The following is a 14437-nucleotide window of genomic DNA, read 5'->3' on the forward strand; positions in this document are numbered from 1 at the left end:
TTGTTGCTCCATGTCGCACTTCAGCCAAATCAAAACCCAAATTCGGAGTTTACCCGCCCTCCAAGCTGCCCTAACGGACTTGGGCTTACCCTGGCGCTCTGGCCGTCAAGAAGTGCGGGGGTTTCGCGGTCAAACCCAAACGGCTCAAGTCGTGATTCCTCAACAAAATGGCTACGACATTGGCTTTCGCTGGAATGGCACGGAGTATGAACTAGTGGCCGATCTTGAGTTTTGGCAACAGGCGTGGTCAGTGGATCGCTTTTTGAATAAAGTCACTCAGCGCTATGCCTACCATGCAGTGCTGCAATCTGCCACGGAACAGGGCTTTCAAGTCCAGACCACAGAGCAGCAGGCGGATGGTAGTGTCAAGGTGGTGCTGCAACGCTGGCGTTCCTAGCCGCTTGAGAGAATGGATAGACCCATGGGTCAGCCCCTTGGTTTAGAGCCAGAGCTTGGCGGTCAACTACGCCAAAGTGCACCTCGCAGTGGCTATGAACCGGAACTGGGGGGAACCCATCGCCAACAGGGTGTCTATGTAGATGAGATTACCTGTATTGGCTGCAAACACTGTGCCCATGTGGCGCGAAATACATTTTACATCGAGCCGAGTTACGGGCGATCGCGGGTAGTGCGCCAAGATGGCGATCCGATTGAACTCATTCAAGAAGCCATTGATACCTGTCCCGTTGATTGCATCCACTGGGTGGATTACACGGAACTAAAACGGCTTGAAAAAGAACGTCTCGAGCAAGTCGTTCCTCCTGCCGGTTTTCCCATTGATCTGGCGACCACTCGCCGCAAAAAACGAGGGTCACTCCCTAGGACTGAATAGCATCCTCCGGCATGACAATCAGCGTTGTTCCCTGACGACCGATGATAATTACGTGCTGATGCTCTGGAATAGCCAAACGGGGGTCACCACAGCGCGCTTGCCAGGAAATCCCCTCGTAGAGCACTCGTCCAGTTCCGCCGGCGGGAATTTTCGTGAGTGTTTCTGCCTCGGCGGTTTCCTTAAGAACTGGCGGGACTCGTTTTGGTTGGTACCGCCGCAAGAGGAAGACCACGGCTACCGATAACACTATCCAAAGGACAATTTGCACTGAAAAGCTGGGAATCAGAGGGGAGAGAAAAGCCACGATCAGGGCACTGAGTCCAACCGTAGCTTCCATAAAAGCTGTGGGCAGGACAAGCTCCATTACAAAAAGAATGGCAGCAACAATTAACCAAATCCAAAAGGGAGACAGTGGCATTGCTCTGATCACTGAAGACGGCTACTTCAACGATAGCTTAAACTCCCTTTCTACGGTGAGTGGATTTAACTGTTTTGAATGTGTTTAATGCCTGTGAAAAAAGTGGGACTGGAACTTATAAAGCTACCCTGCGTCAGGGGAGCTAGACTCCTCTAGTTCTGTATGATGATGAATTCAATGAGGCAAACAACAATGACGGATCTATTCATCTCCCTGCTGGTGGGACTCCTCACCCTTGGCCTGTTGACTAGTTGGCTATGGCGACCAACAACAACCCCTGTTTCTCGTGCCGAACAGGCCAATACACCCGATTTTGTTGCCGATGCACCTCCCCCGGATGATGAGGGTACGCCACCCCGTCGGGGATAGGCTAGGATTTTCCTAGGGACTTCTAGAAACAATGCTTTAGTGATTGAGCAGCTTTGGTTAGCAGGGCAACTATTTCAAGCGGGTTTCTTTGCCTTTGGTCGTGGCCTTTTCTTTATTGCCCGCTATCACCTTTGGGGTTACCTGCTGCTACCGGCCTTTTTGAGTCTGGTGCTGGGGATTGCACTCATCATTGCTGCTTTCTGGGCTGTTCAAGTCGTCGGTAGTGATTGGTCTGTCGGTGGGGAATGGCAGTGGCTCTACCAAGGGTTCATTGATGTGTTGGCAACCCTGATGGCCATCTTTTTGGCCTTGATTAGCTACCAAACGCTGATTCCCCTTGTGGTGATTCCTTTTCTGGGGGCGTTGCTCAATCGGGTTGAAAAAATTACGATGGGACAAACCATTGAAGTGGGGTGGCGGCGAGATCTCTTGAACGCTATGATGGGCGGATGGCTTGCACTGCGGGATGCCATTTTGCAAGTGATCTTCCTACTGCTCTCGTTTCTTGCAGGTCCCTTGCAACCTGTTGTTATGGCGATCGCCAGTAGCTATTTCTTGGGGCGAGGAAGTTTTGATTACCTCCTTGAAAAACACAGCACCTCTTTGCGGGAGCGCAAACTCTTAACCCGTGCCTATAGACCCCAAATCTATGGCCTTGGTTTGGCGCAGTTTTTGGGGCTGTTGATCCCCTTGGTGGGGTTAGTGTTGGTACCGCCGGTGGGGGTGGTGGCCGCGGCTTTGCTGATTCAAGATTATCCACCGCAAGACCAGTTGATGGCAGTCAATGCGGTTTCTCGGCGTTGATTTGGCGTGGAAGGGAGGAGCGTCAGGGTACTGCTGTTTGCAGTGGCAGGGGCAAAATTTAGGGGTGGTCGCCCTTGATCGCTCCCGTGATACGGATGAACTCCTAGCGTGGATTGATCGCGATGCACCCTCTGCGCAAGGGGCAATGGTGGCGGTGGATGCACCCCTGATCATTCCCAATCCAAAGGGAATGCGTACCTGCGATCGCCAGTCCCATCAAGTCCTTGGCCGTTATCACGCCGGCTGTTATCCGGCAAATCAGCAATCCCCCTTTGCAGGCCACACCACGGGTTTTAGTGAAGCCCTAAGTCAACGGGGGTTTCGCCATGCCCCTACCCTCACGCCCCAAGAACTAGGGCGCTTTCAAATTGAAGTCTTTCCCCATGGGACGGCGATCGCCCTCTTCCGGTTGGATCAAATCATTAAATACAAAAAAGGCCGCCTTGCAGAGCGAGCCAAAGGGTTAGCGCGGCTGAGGGAGTTGATGGCTACCCGTCTTCCCCACTGTGAGCCACCTTTAGCACTGCAACTCCCCACCGAACTCCCCGCCACCGGGCGAGATCTCAAAGCCCTAGAGGATCAACTGGATGCTGTGCTCTGTGCCTATACGGCAGCCTATTGGTGGTACTGGGGGCGCGATCGCCACTGGGTGTTGGGGAGTGAGTCTTTTTCCTTAGAGCCAGCCCCCACCGCTGCCTACTTGAAAACTGGCTATATTGTTGTTCCGCGTGCCTAGCTTTCGCGATTGCGGTAGCGTTGCAGCTCCGTGCGCAGGGCCGCAATTTCGGCACGCAAATCATCAATCAGGGCTTGCCAATCCACCCGCTGCTCGCCGCGAGGAACCACCATTTCTGACTCTTGACGAGCGCGTGCTTGCACCTCTTCCATGAATTGACGAAGCCGTTGCTGCTGTTCGGCATCAAATCGCCCCAGCTGACTTAGGAATTCCACAAAGAGATGTTGCGCCTGATCACGCAGGAGCGTTGCTGTCGCTCGACCAAGGAAAAAGGCATCCAGCGGCGATTGACTCATAGGAGTGTTATTCCTCATAAGTAGTGTTTTTCAATCCTTGAGTGTAACAAAGTTTTACAGGGAACAGACCTTGCTCTCTTCCTATTCTCCACTTCTCCACCTTGGTTTCCTATAGAGGAGATAAGAAATTCTTTCATCTTTTCCCTAGACAGGTGATCCATTGCAAAGTATAGAATTATCCCAATCCAAAAATTTTCTGTCATAGCTATAAGCTATGGAGATGAACTACTGGAGCCATTTCCTAAGCCAAAAGTGCTAGGCTGCCTTGCCTGTCATCCAGAGGCTAAAACTGGCACATTTGCTAGGACTTGAGATGCCATTCAGGAGGACTAATGACGACGACTACCCCCAAACTAAATCACCCCCCTCATCCCCTGCGATTTACAGTGCAAGACTATCATCGCTTAAGAGAATTAGGGTTTCTGGGCGAAGATGACCATATTGAGCTAATTCGAGGGGAGCTTATTCAAATGGCAGCCAAGGGAACCGCCCATGAAGCCTGTGTCAGACGATTACTTCGTCAACTTCCCCTGCTCCTCCAGAATCGGGCAACTCTACAGTGTCAAGCCCCGCTTTCTCTAGCTTTTGATGGTGAGCCAGAACCAGATTTTGCCATTGTGCAGAATCGTCCGGATGACTATGCGACTCAACATCCGACACCTGCGGACGTATTACTGATTATTGAAGTAGCCGACTGGTCTCTTGACTACGATCGCGAAGTGAAACTGCCGCTTTATGCCGAGGCAAAAATTAGTCACTACTGGCTGTTTAACCTCCGTGATTCTTATTTAGAATCCTATAGTGAGCCTGATCAAATCACGCTAGGTAAATTTGGTTATTTGAACAGAAAAATCATTCCCAAAACTGGCACCGTTGCCCTGCCACCGTTTCCGGAACAGACACTTGAGCTTTCCTCAATTTTTCCAGATGTTTAACACGCCTAAAGGAGTTGGTATTATTTAGCAAAATTAAGGAACTAACTGAAATCTGCATTGAGAAGATCAAGCACAATAGGCGGTGCTATCCCCTCTAATCCCCAAGAAATCGGATCGGCAAGGTTTTGTCGGATTAAACAGCATTCTGTAGGTGCTGAGAAGACTTGCTCCGCTCTGAGTCAATGGTTGCTCAATAGGATGTGGGAGCATGTGCCCTCTGTCTTGTCCCTCTCTTGTCTTGAATATTGACCAGATTTTGAAATAACTTCTAGAGTGCTTAAAAGAGGCAGAAATGCAAACAAACTTGATCAACCGAGTGCACTTTAAGTACTGGCGCGGCGACCTTTTTGGTGGGCTAACTGCCGCCATTGTTGCCTTGCCAATGGCTTTGGCCTTTGGGGTCACTTCTGGTGCGGGTGCAACGGCGGGACTGTACTGCGTGGTCTTTCTGGGCTTTTTTGCCGCCCTTTTTGGGGGCACACCAACGCTCATTTCCAATCCCACAGGGCCAATGACGGTCGTGATGACGGCAGTGATCACCCGCCTCACCGGTGAATATCCCGAGCAGGGGCTATACATGGCCTTTACAGTGGTGATGCTGGCGGGCTGTTTTCAGATCCTGTTTGGCCTGTGGCGGTTGGGCAAGTACATCACCCTCATGCCCTACACCGTAATTTCCGGCTTCATGTCGGGAATTGGCCTGATCATGATCTTGTTGCAAATTGGCCCGCTGTTGGGTCACAGCAGTAAGGGGGGTGTGCTGGGGGCAGTGCAAAACTTGCCGGAGTGGATTCAAACAGTGAACTTTGCTGCCCTTGCCTTGGGGCTATTCACGCTCGGTCTAATCTACTTCACTCCCCAGAAAATTCGGCGGATTGTACCGCCACAACTCCTAGCCTTGGTTTTGGGCACGATTCTATCAATGGTGTTTTTTGCGGATGCCGGTTTGACCCGCATTGGCACGATTCCCACGGGACTGCCAGAGTTTGTGCCCCCCACCTTTACGCTGCCTGCTCTAAAAACAATGATTGTGGATGGGGCAATGTTGGGAATGCTCGGCTGTATTGATTCCCTCTTGACTTCGGTCATTGCCGATAGTATTACCCGCACTCAACACGATTCGGATAAGGAACTAATTGGTCAAGGGATTGGGAACTTACTATCGGGTCTCTTTGGCGGGTTACCCGGTGCGGGGGCAACGATGGGGACGGTGGTGAATATCCAAGCGGGGGGGCGTACCTGCTTATCCGGCATGATCCATGCGGTTATTCTCCTGATGGTGGTGCTGTGGGCTGCCCCTTTGACGGAACCAATTCCCACGGCAGTGCTGGCGGGGATTCTCATCAAGGTGGGGATAGACATCATTGACTGGAATTTTCTCAAACGTGCCCATGTGCTCTCTTTGCGAGCTGCCTTCATCATGTATGGGGTAATGCTGCTCACCGTGTTTGTAGATCTCATTGTGGCGGTGGGGGTCGGCGTCTTTATTGCCAATATGCTGACCATCAAACGCTTGGCAGATCTGCAATCGGAGGATGTCAAGGCCATTACGCACGCTGACGATCAAACGCCGCTCACTCCAGAGGAAAAAGACCTCTTTCGGCAGGCCAAGGGGCAACTCTTGCTGCTGCACCTCGGTGGTCCTATGAGCTTTGGCGCCGCTTGGGCAATTTCTCAACGGCAGGCCATCATGTCAGACTACAAGGTGCTGATCCTCGATGTGAGCAGTGTGCCCCTGCTGGGAGTAACAGCGACGTTGGCTATTGAGTCCTTGATCCAAGAAGCCCAAAAGCACCATTTAGCCGTTTTTCTTGTGAATGGCTCAGCAAATAGGGTGCAACAGCGACTCCAACGCTTCCGTATTTTGGATCGGTTGCCCGCCGATCACGTGGTGAGCGATCGCCGGCAAGCCCTTGAAAAAGCCATCCAGTTTCTCCACCAAGGGGCGGAGTTACAAGAAGCAACAACGGGCAGCTACGAATAACGGGAGACGGCAGGGTTGCCCTGCACATACCACCGCCAAGGGATTTCTTGCCCTTGGGAAATACCAATGCGCGTGGTTTGTACCACCGGCTCTGTCAGGGGGTGGGGCGGCTTTTCCAGCCAGAGACCGCTTTCTTCCCCTAACATTAAGCCGGAAAGCTGGCGATCAATCCCCAGGACTTGGCAGAGTTTCCCTGGGCCAGCGGCACTGCGGGGCGGCAAGGGCGGGCTGAGCATCTCTAGGGCACGAATGAGAACGGCACTGGCAAAATTGGGGCGATCGCTGGCGATATTCAAGCAGTGGTAAATGCCATAGATTTGATAGACATAAATCGTGCCCGGTGCTGCAAACATGGGGGCATTGCGAGGCGTTTGGCGACGGTAGCCATGGCAGGCGGGGTCACCGGCCATGTAGGCTTCAGTTTCCACAATGCGGCCTCGGTAGAGTTGACCATTGGGCTGTTGCCGTACAAGAAGACACCCCAATAATTCTTGAGCCACCACCGGGGCAGGGCGCGCTAGCCATTCAAGGGGCAGACAGTTCTCTTGCTCAATGCCAATGTCCTTCAAGCAGCAATCCCTCCATCAAAGCATGACGCAGGGGGGCATTCAGGCCAGAGACGGCGTAGAGCATGGCTTCCCGATAAAGACGCTGAACGGTGTGACTGAGCACTAGGGCACTGCCGCCAGTGGCAATTAGGGCAGCTTGAGACGTTTGAATAGCCAGGCGAATGGCTGCGGCGCGCAGTTGTGCATGGTAGGGGGGATTGAGGTTCTCTAGTTCCCCTTGAATCTGGTCGTAGAGACGGTGCCAGCGATCGCGAAAGTGGTGATAGAGGTTTTTGGCGTCGGCACGCTCGGCTAGGAGTTGTAAACTAGCCTGGGCACAACCCATGGGGGCGGCACTGCTCCGCAACAATTGCTGGCGATCGCGAAGGGCTATCCAATCTGCCTCACTGATGCCCACCACCTCTTCCAGAGGGACTAACCAGTTGACCACTTCTGCTTGCACCGTTTGGGTGGAGGGTACGGCTGCCAAGGGCAAGGGTAAAGAGAGGTGTAAAATTCCCCCACCGGCCTGCTGAGCATTGAGGAAGGGCATGAGGGCAAAGAGAATGCGCTGATCCGGTAGGGGAGCGACGGCGACAAACATTGCCATGTGCTGAAAGCCACTGAGCCAAGGTAACCTCCCCTGCAGGCGATAGCCCTTACCGGTGGGTTGAGCTTGCAAATCCACTGGGTTATGGCGTAAGTGGGAAAAGCTAACCCCAATCAACACCTGCCCCTTCACCAAGTCCGCCAAGTAGGTTTGAGCAACGTTCCCTTCGGGATGCTCAAGAATGATTCCTAGGGCGGACTGATGTTGTGCTACTAAAAAGGCAAGGGCTCCAGAGGTTTGCGCCAGTTGCATATTCAAATGCCACAGGGTACGGCGATCGCACCCCAATCCCCCCTGTGCCTTGGGGACACCTAGGCGAAAAATGCCCAAGTTGCCTAAAGTTTGCAGACTCTCGGCTAAAAGGGTCTTTTGCCGATCAATGCGGTTGGCAACGGGGCTAACACAGTTGTTGAGGTAAGTCTGAATCTCTGTCAGAATGGACTGCGCTGCTGAATCCGCAAAGGCCAAGGCATTCATAATCTACGGTCAGGAATAGGCCAAATGGGCACGGGGATTGTAGGATTCAATGGCTTGAAGCTGCCGATACAGCTCCCGCTCTGCCTCGCTCAGTTGGGGGGGCAGCGTAATCACAATCTCCACCAGTTGATCTCCGCGATCGCCATCGGGACGAGGATAGCCTTTGCCCGCCAGTCTCAAGCGTTGACCTGTGCGTACCCCTGGGGGCACCGTCATTTTTACCCAGCCATCGAGGGTAGGGGCTTCAATTTGCCCGCCGAGGGCCGCCTCACTGGGGGTCACGGGGAGTTCACAGACAATGTCGTAATCCTCGAGGCGAAAGAGGGGATGGGGCGTCACCTGAATTTTGAGGTAGAGATCGCCGCCGCCTGTGCCTTGACCGCGTAGCCGAATGCGCTGACCCGTAACCATTCCCGGCGGTAGGGTGACCTCTAAAGAGCGTCCATCCCCCAGGCGAATTCGCTCCCGTCCCCCTGCGTAGGCCTTTTCGAGGGGGATTTCGAGGGTGGCTTCCGCATCGCGACGACTCACAGCGGTATAGGCGGTTTTGACGGTGCCGGGGCGAAAGTAGTCTGTCTCTATCGTAGGCGGGCGACGGGGGGGATCCGCCGAAACCGTAGAAGTGCGGGAGGATCGCCGACCCAAGAGTTGATCCAAAAACTCTTGAAAGTTATCCTCGCTGAGATCGGGTTCATCCCGAAGACTGGTGCCATTGCGGCGAGCCACGGTGGTACGCTGCGAAGAGCGACTGCGAAAACCGGGTTGTGACCAATATTCACCGTAGCGATCGTACTGCTCACGGCGAGCGGGATCACTCAGCACTTGGTAGGCTTCACTAATATCTTTGAACTTCTCTTCGGCAGCGCGATCGCCCGGATTCATATCGGGATGATACCGCCGCGCCAGCCGCCGATAGGCGCGTTTAATCTCCTCCGTGCTGGCACTGCGATCCACGCCCAAAAGCTGGTAGTAATCTCGAAAATTACGCATTGACAGTCCTATCTACACTCCCATTTGCGGCAAACAATGCAAAGAAGCTCTACCAGTCGTCGTCATCCCAATCCTCCCATGCGGCTGAATCACTGCGCTGGGAGTAGCTGCGGGAACGCCGTGTGCGGGGGGGCTGATCCCACTCATCTTCATAATCGTCGCGCCGCCGCTCTCGACCCCGCACTGTATTCAGACCTTTATTTACCGCTTCTCTGAGGTTGGGGAGCTTAAAGAGATCCTCATTGTCGTCTGCTTCCTCTTCCCTTAGGCGCAGTTGACGGACAAAGTCGTAGAGCCGCTCTTCAAGGGCAGCGTAGGTGAGGTCAATCTGGCGATCGTCCTCATTGCGAATGGCCTCCTGCAATTGCCGCACCAAGGCCTCAATGCCACGACGTTGATCGGCGGCAAATTGATAGCCAAATTCCTGGGCTGCCTCCCGCAGTTGGCGTTCGGCGCGGTTAATTAAATCCTGCGCTCGGTTGCGCTTTTCAATGCGTGCCCGCCGCTGGCGATCGCCCGCGGCATTGGATTCGGCATCCAAAAGCATCTGCTGAATTTCCTCTTCGCTCAGGGTTGATGCCCCCTGAATCACCACACTTTGCTCCCGACCACTAAAGCGATCCAAAGCCACCACTTGGAGCAGACCGTTGGCATCCAAATCAAAGGACACTTGAATTTGCGGTACCCCGCGCGGCGCCGGGGGAATTCCCGTGAGCTTAAAGCGTCCCAAGGACTTGTTGTGCTCTGCCAGTTCCCGCTCCCCTTGAACCACGTGGATTTCCACTTGGCTTTGGTTGTTTTCTGAGGTTGAGAAAATATCGGAGCGACGCACGGGAATGGTGGTATTGCGAGGAATCAACACCTTGGTGACACCGCCAACGGTTTCCACCCCTAAGGAGAGGGGAGTTACATCCAGCAGCAGAATGTCCTTCATCTCCCCTGCCAGAATACCCGCTTGAATTGCTGCCCCAATTGCCACCACCTCATCGGGGTTGACGTTTTGGTTGGGTTCACGGCCAATCATCTGCCGCACTAGATTCTGCACCATAGGCATCCGCGTCGCTCCCCCCACAAGCACTACGGCATCAATTTGACTAGGGGTTAAATGGGCGTCCATCAGTGCCTGTTCGACCGGGTAGCGCAGCCGTTGCAGCAGGTCTTGGCTGAGGTCTTCAAATTGGCGGCGGCTAAGGGTGGTTTCAATGTGTTTTGGCCCATCCGCTGTGGCGGTAACAAAGGGCAGATCAATGTGGGTTTCCAGTAGGCCAGACAGTTCAATTTTGGCTTTTTCGGCAGCATCGGTGAGCCGTTGCAGCGACTGGCGATCGCGCCGCAGATCAATTCCTTCTTTAGCCAAGAAGTCCTCTGCCAGCCAATCCACAATTAACTTATCGAAGTCATTGCCCCCCAATTGGGTATCGCCACTGGTGGCCTTCACTTCAAATACGCCATCGCCCACCTCAAGAATCGAGACATCAAAGGTGCCACCCCCCAAGTCAAAGACAAGAATTGTCTGCTCCTTCTGGCGATCGAGACCATAGGCCAGAGCCGCCGCCGTCGGTTCGTTAATAATGCGGCGCACATTTAGACCTGCAATCCGCCCAGCATCACGTGTCGCCTGCCGCTGGGAGTCATTAAAGTAGGCGGGTACAGTAATCACCGCATCGGTGATGGGTTCTCCAAGATAGCGGCTGGCATCCTCCACCAGCTTGCGCAAGACCATGGCGGAAATTTCCTCAGGGGCAAATTCCCGTTGTAGCCGTGGACACTTAATGCGCACTTTCCCTGACTCATCGCGGCGGATGGTATAGGGTACTCGCTTGGACTCAGCCGTAAGTTCACTATATTCGCGGCCAATAAAGCGCTTCACCGCATAGAAGGTGTTTTGAGGGTTAAGCACCGCCTGCCGCCGTGCCAACTGACCTACTAAGCGCTCACCATCTTTGCCAAAGGCCACCACAGAGGGGGTGGTGCGGGAGCCTTCTGCATTGGCAATCACAACGGGCTTTCCCCCTTCCAACACAGCAATGACGGAATTGGTTGTCCCCAGATCAATGCCAACAATTTTGCCCATGCCGTTTGAACGACTCCGCACTGGTTAGAATGAATGAATAGCGTTATAGTAACGGATTATTTACCCTTTGTTACGCTTATTCGATTGTACGAGATCTGCCCCAGACTGTCAGAGTCACTCTTTTCTCTGTGCTGCGCGATCGCGACAACGATATGCACAACCTCAGTGCTCACACCTCACAATTCCCGCTGCTCATAGGTGAATTCTAGCGGTAAGATGACAGGCAAGAGGTTGCAGCACAGCTTATAACTGTTGCTACGCCCAATTCCGAGAAGGAGACTGTTCTATGTTACACCGCAAGCTTTATCAACTCTATACCGACGGCCAAGAAGTCTGGATTTACTTGCGGGATCAACAACGCCTGATTGACCGGGCACGCATTGTCGATATCGAAGGAAACGTTGTAACCATCCGCTACGAAACGGAGGAAGACGACGAAGTGTGTGCTTGGGAGGAGATTGTCAACATCGAAAGTATTGGCTCGATTTCGCGGCGGCTGGCGGCAGTTCCCCGCGGCAGTGCAGAACTCCCCATTGCCGATGAGTGCCCAGAGGCAGAGCAATTGCCGAAGCATTCTTCGGAAACCGAACACGAGCGTTAGTAGTTACTCATGCGCTCAGCCCCCATTGTGGAGGAAATAGCTGCGATTGATGCCCACTACATGGGGCGCTGCCTTGAGTTAGCTGCCCGCGCTAAGGGCTGCACAGCTCCCAATCCCCTCGTGGGTTGTGTGATTGTGGCTGAGGGGCGGGTCATTGGGGAGGGTTTTCATCCCAAAGCGGGGGAACCCCATGCAGAAGTCTTTGCTCTGCGCAGTGTTAGCGAGAGCGATCGCCCTCTCCTCAGTCAAGCCACCCTCTACGTCAATCTTGAACCCTGCAACCACTATGGCCGCACGCCCCCCTGTACCGAAGCAATTATTGCGGCGGGCATCCCTAGGGTAGTGGTGGGCATGATTGATCCCAATCCCCAAGTGGCGGGGGCGGGGGTAGAACGCCTGCGCTCAGCGGGCATAGAAGTTACCGTGGGCGTACGGGAAGCGGAATGTCAGCGCCTGAACGAGGCCTTTGTGCATCGGGTGCGCTACCGGCGTCCCTTTGGCATTCTCAAATACGCCATGACCTTGGATGGCAAAATTGCCTCTAGTGCCGGTCACAGTCTCTGGGTGAGCGGCGAAGCAGCACGAGCGATGGTGCATCAACTGCGCGCCGAATGTGATGCCGTCATTGTGGGGGGCAATACTGTGCGTCGGGATAATCCTCTGTTGACCTCGCGCCATGAGCGTAATCCACTGCGGGTGGTGATGAGTCGCACGCTGAATCTGCCGCCGAATGCCTCTTTGTGGCAAACAACGACGGCGCCGACACTGGTGGTCACTTCCGCTTCGCTCCACCATCCTTTAATTCCCCAACTACAGGCACAGGGGGTGGAGGTACTGCAGTTGGAGCCGTTAACACCGACAACGGTGATGACCCAGCTCTATCAATGGGGAATGCTCACTGTGCTCTGGGAGTGTGGCGGTTCCTTGGCAGCAGCAGCGATCGCTGAAGGAATGGTGCAAAAAGTATGGGCGTTTATTGCGCCAAAGATTATTGGTGGTTGCCATGCCCCCACCCCAGTCGCCGATCTAGGCTTAGCGCAAATGAATGAGGCTCTATGCCTAGAGAACGTGAGTTGGCAAACCGTCGGCGAGGATGTTCTCGTGGTGGGCTATCTCCCGTCTAGGCCTCCGGTGCCGTCACTTCAATGATGGTGCAGCCCGTTTCTGGGGGGGGCATATCCGCTTGCTCATAGAGCAAATCAATCCACAGCGACTCCGGATAGGGCTTGCGACTAGAAACATAAAAGAGCCAATGCTGGCTAACATTGAGAGACTCTCGCCGCAGTTTGGCCATTGCGGGGGTGGTAATGAGTCGGAGAGCGGCATCGGCATTGCGCCACTGCTCAATAATTCCAGCCGCAACCCGCAGGGTTTCCCCCTCGCTATTTTCTAATTCCAAAATGCCGTCAATGTGAATACTCTCCCACCAGTGCTGTGGATCACTGAGATCCAATCCTTGGCCATCCATGTAGCTAATGAGGTTGGGGAGATATTCACGGATAAATTTTTGGACAACCTCAAAAGGAGGAAAAGGACGCAAGACTTTGAGGTGGCTTGCTGTTTGTTGAAACCACAGCTTGTGGTAAGTCATGGGGACAAAGCTCCGTCAGAATGGCGATCGCCAAAAATCGTTACAAACTCGTTTATTCTACCAAGCAAGCTTGCGCTGATCGTCTCTGAGAGGGGGGATTGGTGTGTGACACTTTGACGCAATTTGGCACATTTACTGTGGGACAATTTAAGTCCGGTGAGCGCTGGCGGAAGGCATGTAAACTAGCCAACATTATTAAAAAAAACTATAAACACTGATTTGAAAACTTTACTTTACTTATTTATTTATTGGAAACAACGATTTTTCTTCCATTGAGGACAATTAAGCCCAAATTGTGATGAATTCGGGTTTTTTGATTATTAACTAGCGGGTAGAAAATTCAGAGTTTTGTCTTGTAGCAAATAATCTACTCCCCAGAGATAGCGGGGCTGCAAAGGTGAAGTGTCTTGTCATTTGGCTGTGGATTCGGTAAAGTCACCTAGAAGTTTCGTCGTGGTGCCAAAACACCCTTTGCATAAACCACAGATTGGGACAGTTTTAGGCATAAACGCGGCGAGTGGCCTCTAGCTACCTTGGACAATTACCCATGGTGTGTGTTCTCGGTTCACCGCTTTGTCGAATCACTGTCAATTTCGTGTGCGAGGAGGATTACCTTGAGCAACGATAGTCGTATCCCCAACGCCTCTCAAGATGCACCCCTTGCATCTGCTCTCCTGCTTGGTCGTTCGCTGCGCTCCCTTTGTTCCTGTCTGCCTCTCCTGAGCACTTTTGCTCTAATTCAGCCGACACAAGCCCTTGACTTGACCACTCTTGCGAGCGGTCGTGAAGCTGGTTCAAAAAACATTCCCACGAATGCCCTAACACTGCCCTCCCTATTCGGCAGTGAAACCCCAGACCCAGTTGCTGAGCTGGAAAATCTTCTATCCAGTAACAAAACTAACTTACTCTTGGATGTGACCCAAGGGGCATGGCAGCGCACAAGCCGGGCGGAGGTGAGTTTTGCACCATTGACCCTAGACGTCCCGGCACCGACTCTCTCTGCCTTTGCTTCCTTTGAGCGTCTCAGCCAGCCTTCTGAACCCGCCTTCAAAGTGGTGGATCGTCGCGCTCGTACCGATAGCTTGGCAGATCTTGTGACTCGAGCTACTCCCTCTGTCGTTGCCTCCTTAGCCATTCATCCCCCCTTAGCTACGGGCGGGTCTTTGGAGCAA

The 14437-nt window shown here is 53.4% G+C and carries 16 protein-coding genes; 9 read left to right on the forward strand and 7 right to left on the reverse strand.

Annotated features, from left to right (window positions below):
• Positions 1-10: 10 nt before the first annotated feature.
• Together Q0711_RS03550 and Q0711_RS03555 are read left to right on the forward strand one after the other, a co-directional pair.
• Positions 11-397, forward strand: a complete 387-nt coding sequence (locus Q0711_RS03550) for a DUF1257 domain-containing protein (RefSeq protein WP_298615780.1) — start codon at positions 11-13, stop codon at positions 395-397.
• Between the two features lie 24 nt (positions 398-421).
• Positions 422-832 carry a ferredoxin gene (locus tag Q0711_RS03555; protein ID WP_298615779.1) on the forward strand — a complete coding sequence of 137 codons (411 nt, stop codon included), beginning with the start codon at positions 422-424 and terminating at the stop codon, positions 830-832.
• Here Q0711_RS03555 and Q0711_RS03560 read toward each other — a convergent pair.
• Complete coding sequence (locus Q0711_RS03560) at positions 819-1250, reverse strand: NfeD family protein (protein WP_298615776.1); 432 nt, start codon at positions 1248-1250, stop codon at positions 819-821. The genes Q0711_RS03555 and Q0711_RS03560 overlap by 14 nt on opposite strands.
• Positions 1251-1442: 192 nt before the next feature.
• Here Q0711_RS03560 and Q0711_RS03565 point away from each other — a divergent pair, with 192 nt between their 5' ends.
• The 3 genes from Q0711_RS03565 to Q0711_RS03575 are packed head-to-tail and all read left to right on the forward strand — an operon-like array spanning position 1443 to position 3159.
• Positions 1443-1619: a hypothetical protein gene (locus Q0711_RS03565; RefSeq protein WP_298615774.1), complete on the forward strand. Its 177-nt coding sequence runs from the start codon at positions 1443-1445 to the stop codon at positions 1617-1619.
• A gap of 39 nt (positions 1620-1658) precedes the next feature.
• Positions 1659-2423: an EI24 domain-containing protein gene (locus Q0711_RS03570; protein WP_298615772.1), complete on the forward strand. Its 765-nt coding sequence runs from the start codon at positions 1659-1661 to the stop codon at positions 2421-2423.
• A complete protein-coding gene (locus Q0711_RS03575; RefSeq protein WP_298615770.1) occupies positions 2404-3159 on the forward strand; it encodes a DUF429 domain-containing protein in 756 nt (251 codons plus the stop codon). The genes Q0711_RS03570 and Q0711_RS03575 overlap by 20 nt, the downstream gene beginning before the upstream one ends.
• Here the strand turns inward: Q0711_RS03575 and Q0711_RS03580 are convergent.
• Positions 3156-3455: a DUF6825 family protein gene (locus Q0711_RS03580; RefSeq protein WP_298615768.1), complete on the reverse strand. Its 300-nt coding sequence runs from the start codon at positions 3453-3455 to the stop codon at positions 3156-3158. The two genes, Q0711_RS03575 and Q0711_RS03580, sit on opposite strands and share 4 nt — an antisense overlap.
• Before the next feature lie 332 nt (positions 3456-3787).
• Here Q0711_RS03580 and Q0711_RS03585 point away from each other — a divergent pair, with 332 nt between their 5' ends.
• A complete protein-coding gene (locus Q0711_RS03585; RefSeq protein WP_299041607.1) occupies positions 3788-4390 on the forward strand; it encodes a Uma2 family endonuclease in 603 nt (200 codons plus the stop codon).
• A gap of 292 nt (positions 4391-4682) precedes the next feature.
• Entirely contained in the window at positions 4683-6374 is a 1692-nt protein-coding gene (locus Q0711_RS03590) for a SulP family inorganic anion transporter (protein WP_298615763.1), read from the forward strand.
• On the opposite strand, the gene Q0711_RS03595 is transcribed toward Q0711_RS03590, so the two are convergent.
• The 4 genes from Q0711_RS03595 to dnaK are packed head-to-tail and all read right to left on the reverse strand — an operon-like array spanning position 6365 to position 11073.
• A complete protein-coding gene (locus Q0711_RS03595) occupies positions 6365-6934 on the reverse strand; it encodes a DNA-3-methyladenine glycosylase (protein WP_298615851.1) in 570 nt (189 codons plus the stop codon). The two genes, Q0711_RS03590 and Q0711_RS03595, sit on opposite strands and share 10 nt — an antisense overlap.
• Positions 6924-8009 carry an acyl-CoA dehydrogenase family protein gene (locus Q0711_RS03600; RefSeq protein ID WP_298617258.1) on the reverse strand — a complete coding sequence of 362 codons (1086 nt, stop codon included), beginning with the start codon at positions 8007-8009 and terminating at the stop codon, positions 6924-6926. Before Q0711_RS03600 ends, Q0711_RS03595 begins: the two co-directional genes overlap by 11 nt.
• 9 nt (positions 8010-8018) lie before the next feature.
• The gene (locus Q0711_RS03605) at positions 8019-8999 is read right to left on the reverse strand and encodes a J domain-containing protein (RefSeq protein ID WP_298615759.1); all 981 of its coding nucleotides are present in this window, start codon (positions 8997-8999) and stop codon (positions 8019-8021) included.
• A 49-nt stretch (positions 9000-9048) separates the two neighbouring features.
• The gene (gene dnaK / locus Q0711_RS03610) at positions 9049-11073 is read right to left on the reverse strand and encodes a molecular chaperone DnaK (RefSeq protein ID WP_298615757.1); all 2025 of its coding nucleotides are present in this window, start codon (positions 11071-11073) and stop codon (positions 9049-9051) included.
• Positions 11074-11359: 286 nt separating this feature from the next.
• Between dnaK and Q0711_RS03615 the strand changes: the two genes are divergently transcribed.
• Together Q0711_RS03615 and ribD are read left to right on the forward strand one after the other, a co-directional pair.
• Positions 11360-11674 (forward strand): DUF6679 family protein, encoded by a 315-nt coding sequence (locus tag Q0711_RS03615; protein WP_298615754.1) that lies wholly within the window; start codon positions 11360-11362, stop codon positions 11672-11674.
• Between the two features lie 9 nt (positions 11675-11683).
• Positions 11684-12823 (forward strand): bifunctional diaminohydroxyphosphoribosylaminopyrimidine deaminase/5-amino-6-(5-phosphoribosylamino)uracil reductase RibD, encoded by a 1140-nt coding sequence (ribD, locus tag Q0711_RS03620; RefSeq protein WP_299041611.1) that lies wholly within the window; start codon positions 11684-11686, stop codon positions 12821-12823.
• Here ribD and Q0711_RS03625 read toward each other — a convergent pair.
• Positions 12795-13265, reverse strand: a complete 471-nt coding sequence (locus Q0711_RS03625; protein ID WP_298615750.1) for a hypothetical protein — start codon at positions 13263-13265, stop codon at positions 12795-12797. The two genes, ribD and Q0711_RS03625, sit on opposite strands and share 29 nt — an antisense overlap.
• Positions 13266-14437 lie beyond the last annotated feature (1172 nt).

This window comes from uncultured Thermosynechococcus sp. (assembly GCF_937958135.1).
Taxonomy (GTDB): Bacteria; Cyanobacteriota; Cyanobacteriia; order Thermosynechococcales; family Thermosynechococcaceae; genus Thermosynechococcus.

Excerpts from the sequence above, each read along its gene's own strand:
- Q0711_RS03615 (WP_298615754.1), top strand. The coding sequence starts at position 11,360 with ATGTTACACCGCAAGCTTTATCAACTCTATACCGACGGCCAAGAAGTC.
- Q0711_RS03590 (WP_298615763.1), top strand. The coding sequence starts at position 4,683 with ATGCAAACAAACTTGATCAACCGAGTGCACTTTAAGTACTGGCGCGGC.
- Q0711_RS03605 (WP_298615759.1), bottom strand. The coding sequence starts at position 8,999 with ATGCGTAATTTTCGAGATTACTACCAGCTTTTGGGCGTGGATCGCAGT.
- Q0711_RS03560 (WP_298615776.1), bottom strand. The coding sequence starts at position 1,250 with ATGCCACTGTCTCCCTTTTGGATTTGGTTAATTGTTGCTGCCATTCTT.
- Q0711_RS03565 (WP_298615774.1), top strand. The coding sequence starts at position 1,443 with ATGACGGATCTATTCATCTCCCTGCTGGTGGGACTCCTCACCCTTGGC.
- dnaK (WP_298615757.1), bottom strand. The coding sequence starts at position 11,073 with ATGGGCAAAATTGTTGGCATTGATCTGGGGACAACCAATTCCGTCATT.
- Q0711_RS03550 (WP_298615780.1), top strand. The coding sequence starts at position 11 with ATGTCGCACTTCAGCCAAATCAAAACCCAAATTCGGAGTTTACCCGCC.
- Q0711_RS03575 (WP_298615770.1), top strand. The coding sequence starts at position 2,404 with ATGCGGTTTCTCGGCGTTGATTTGGCGTGGAAGGGAGGAGCGTCAGGG.
- ribD (WP_299041611.1), top strand. The coding sequence starts at position 11,684 with ATGCGCTCAGCCCCCATTGTGGAGGAAATAGCTGCGATTGATGCCCAC.
- Q0711_RS03555 (WP_298615779.1), top strand. The coding sequence starts at position 422 with ATGGGTCAGCCCCTTGGTTTAGAGCCAGAGCTTGGCGGTCAACTACGC.
- Q0711_RS03625 (WP_298615750.1), bottom strand. The coding sequence starts at position 13,265 with ATGACTTACCACAAGCTGTGGTTTCAACAAACAGCAAGCCACCTCAAA.
- Q0711_RS03585 (WP_299041607.1), top strand. The coding sequence starts at position 3,788 with ATGACGACGACTACCCCCAAACTAAATCACCCCCCTCATCCCCTGCGA.
- Q0711_RS03600 (WP_298617258.1), bottom strand. The coding sequence starts at position 8,009 with ATGAATGCCTTGGCCTTTGCGGATTCAGCAGCGCAGTCCATTCTGACA.
- Q0711_RS03580 (WP_298615768.1), bottom strand. The coding sequence starts at position 3,455 with ATGAGTCAATCGCCGCTGGATGCCTTTTTCCTTGGTCGAGCGACAGCA.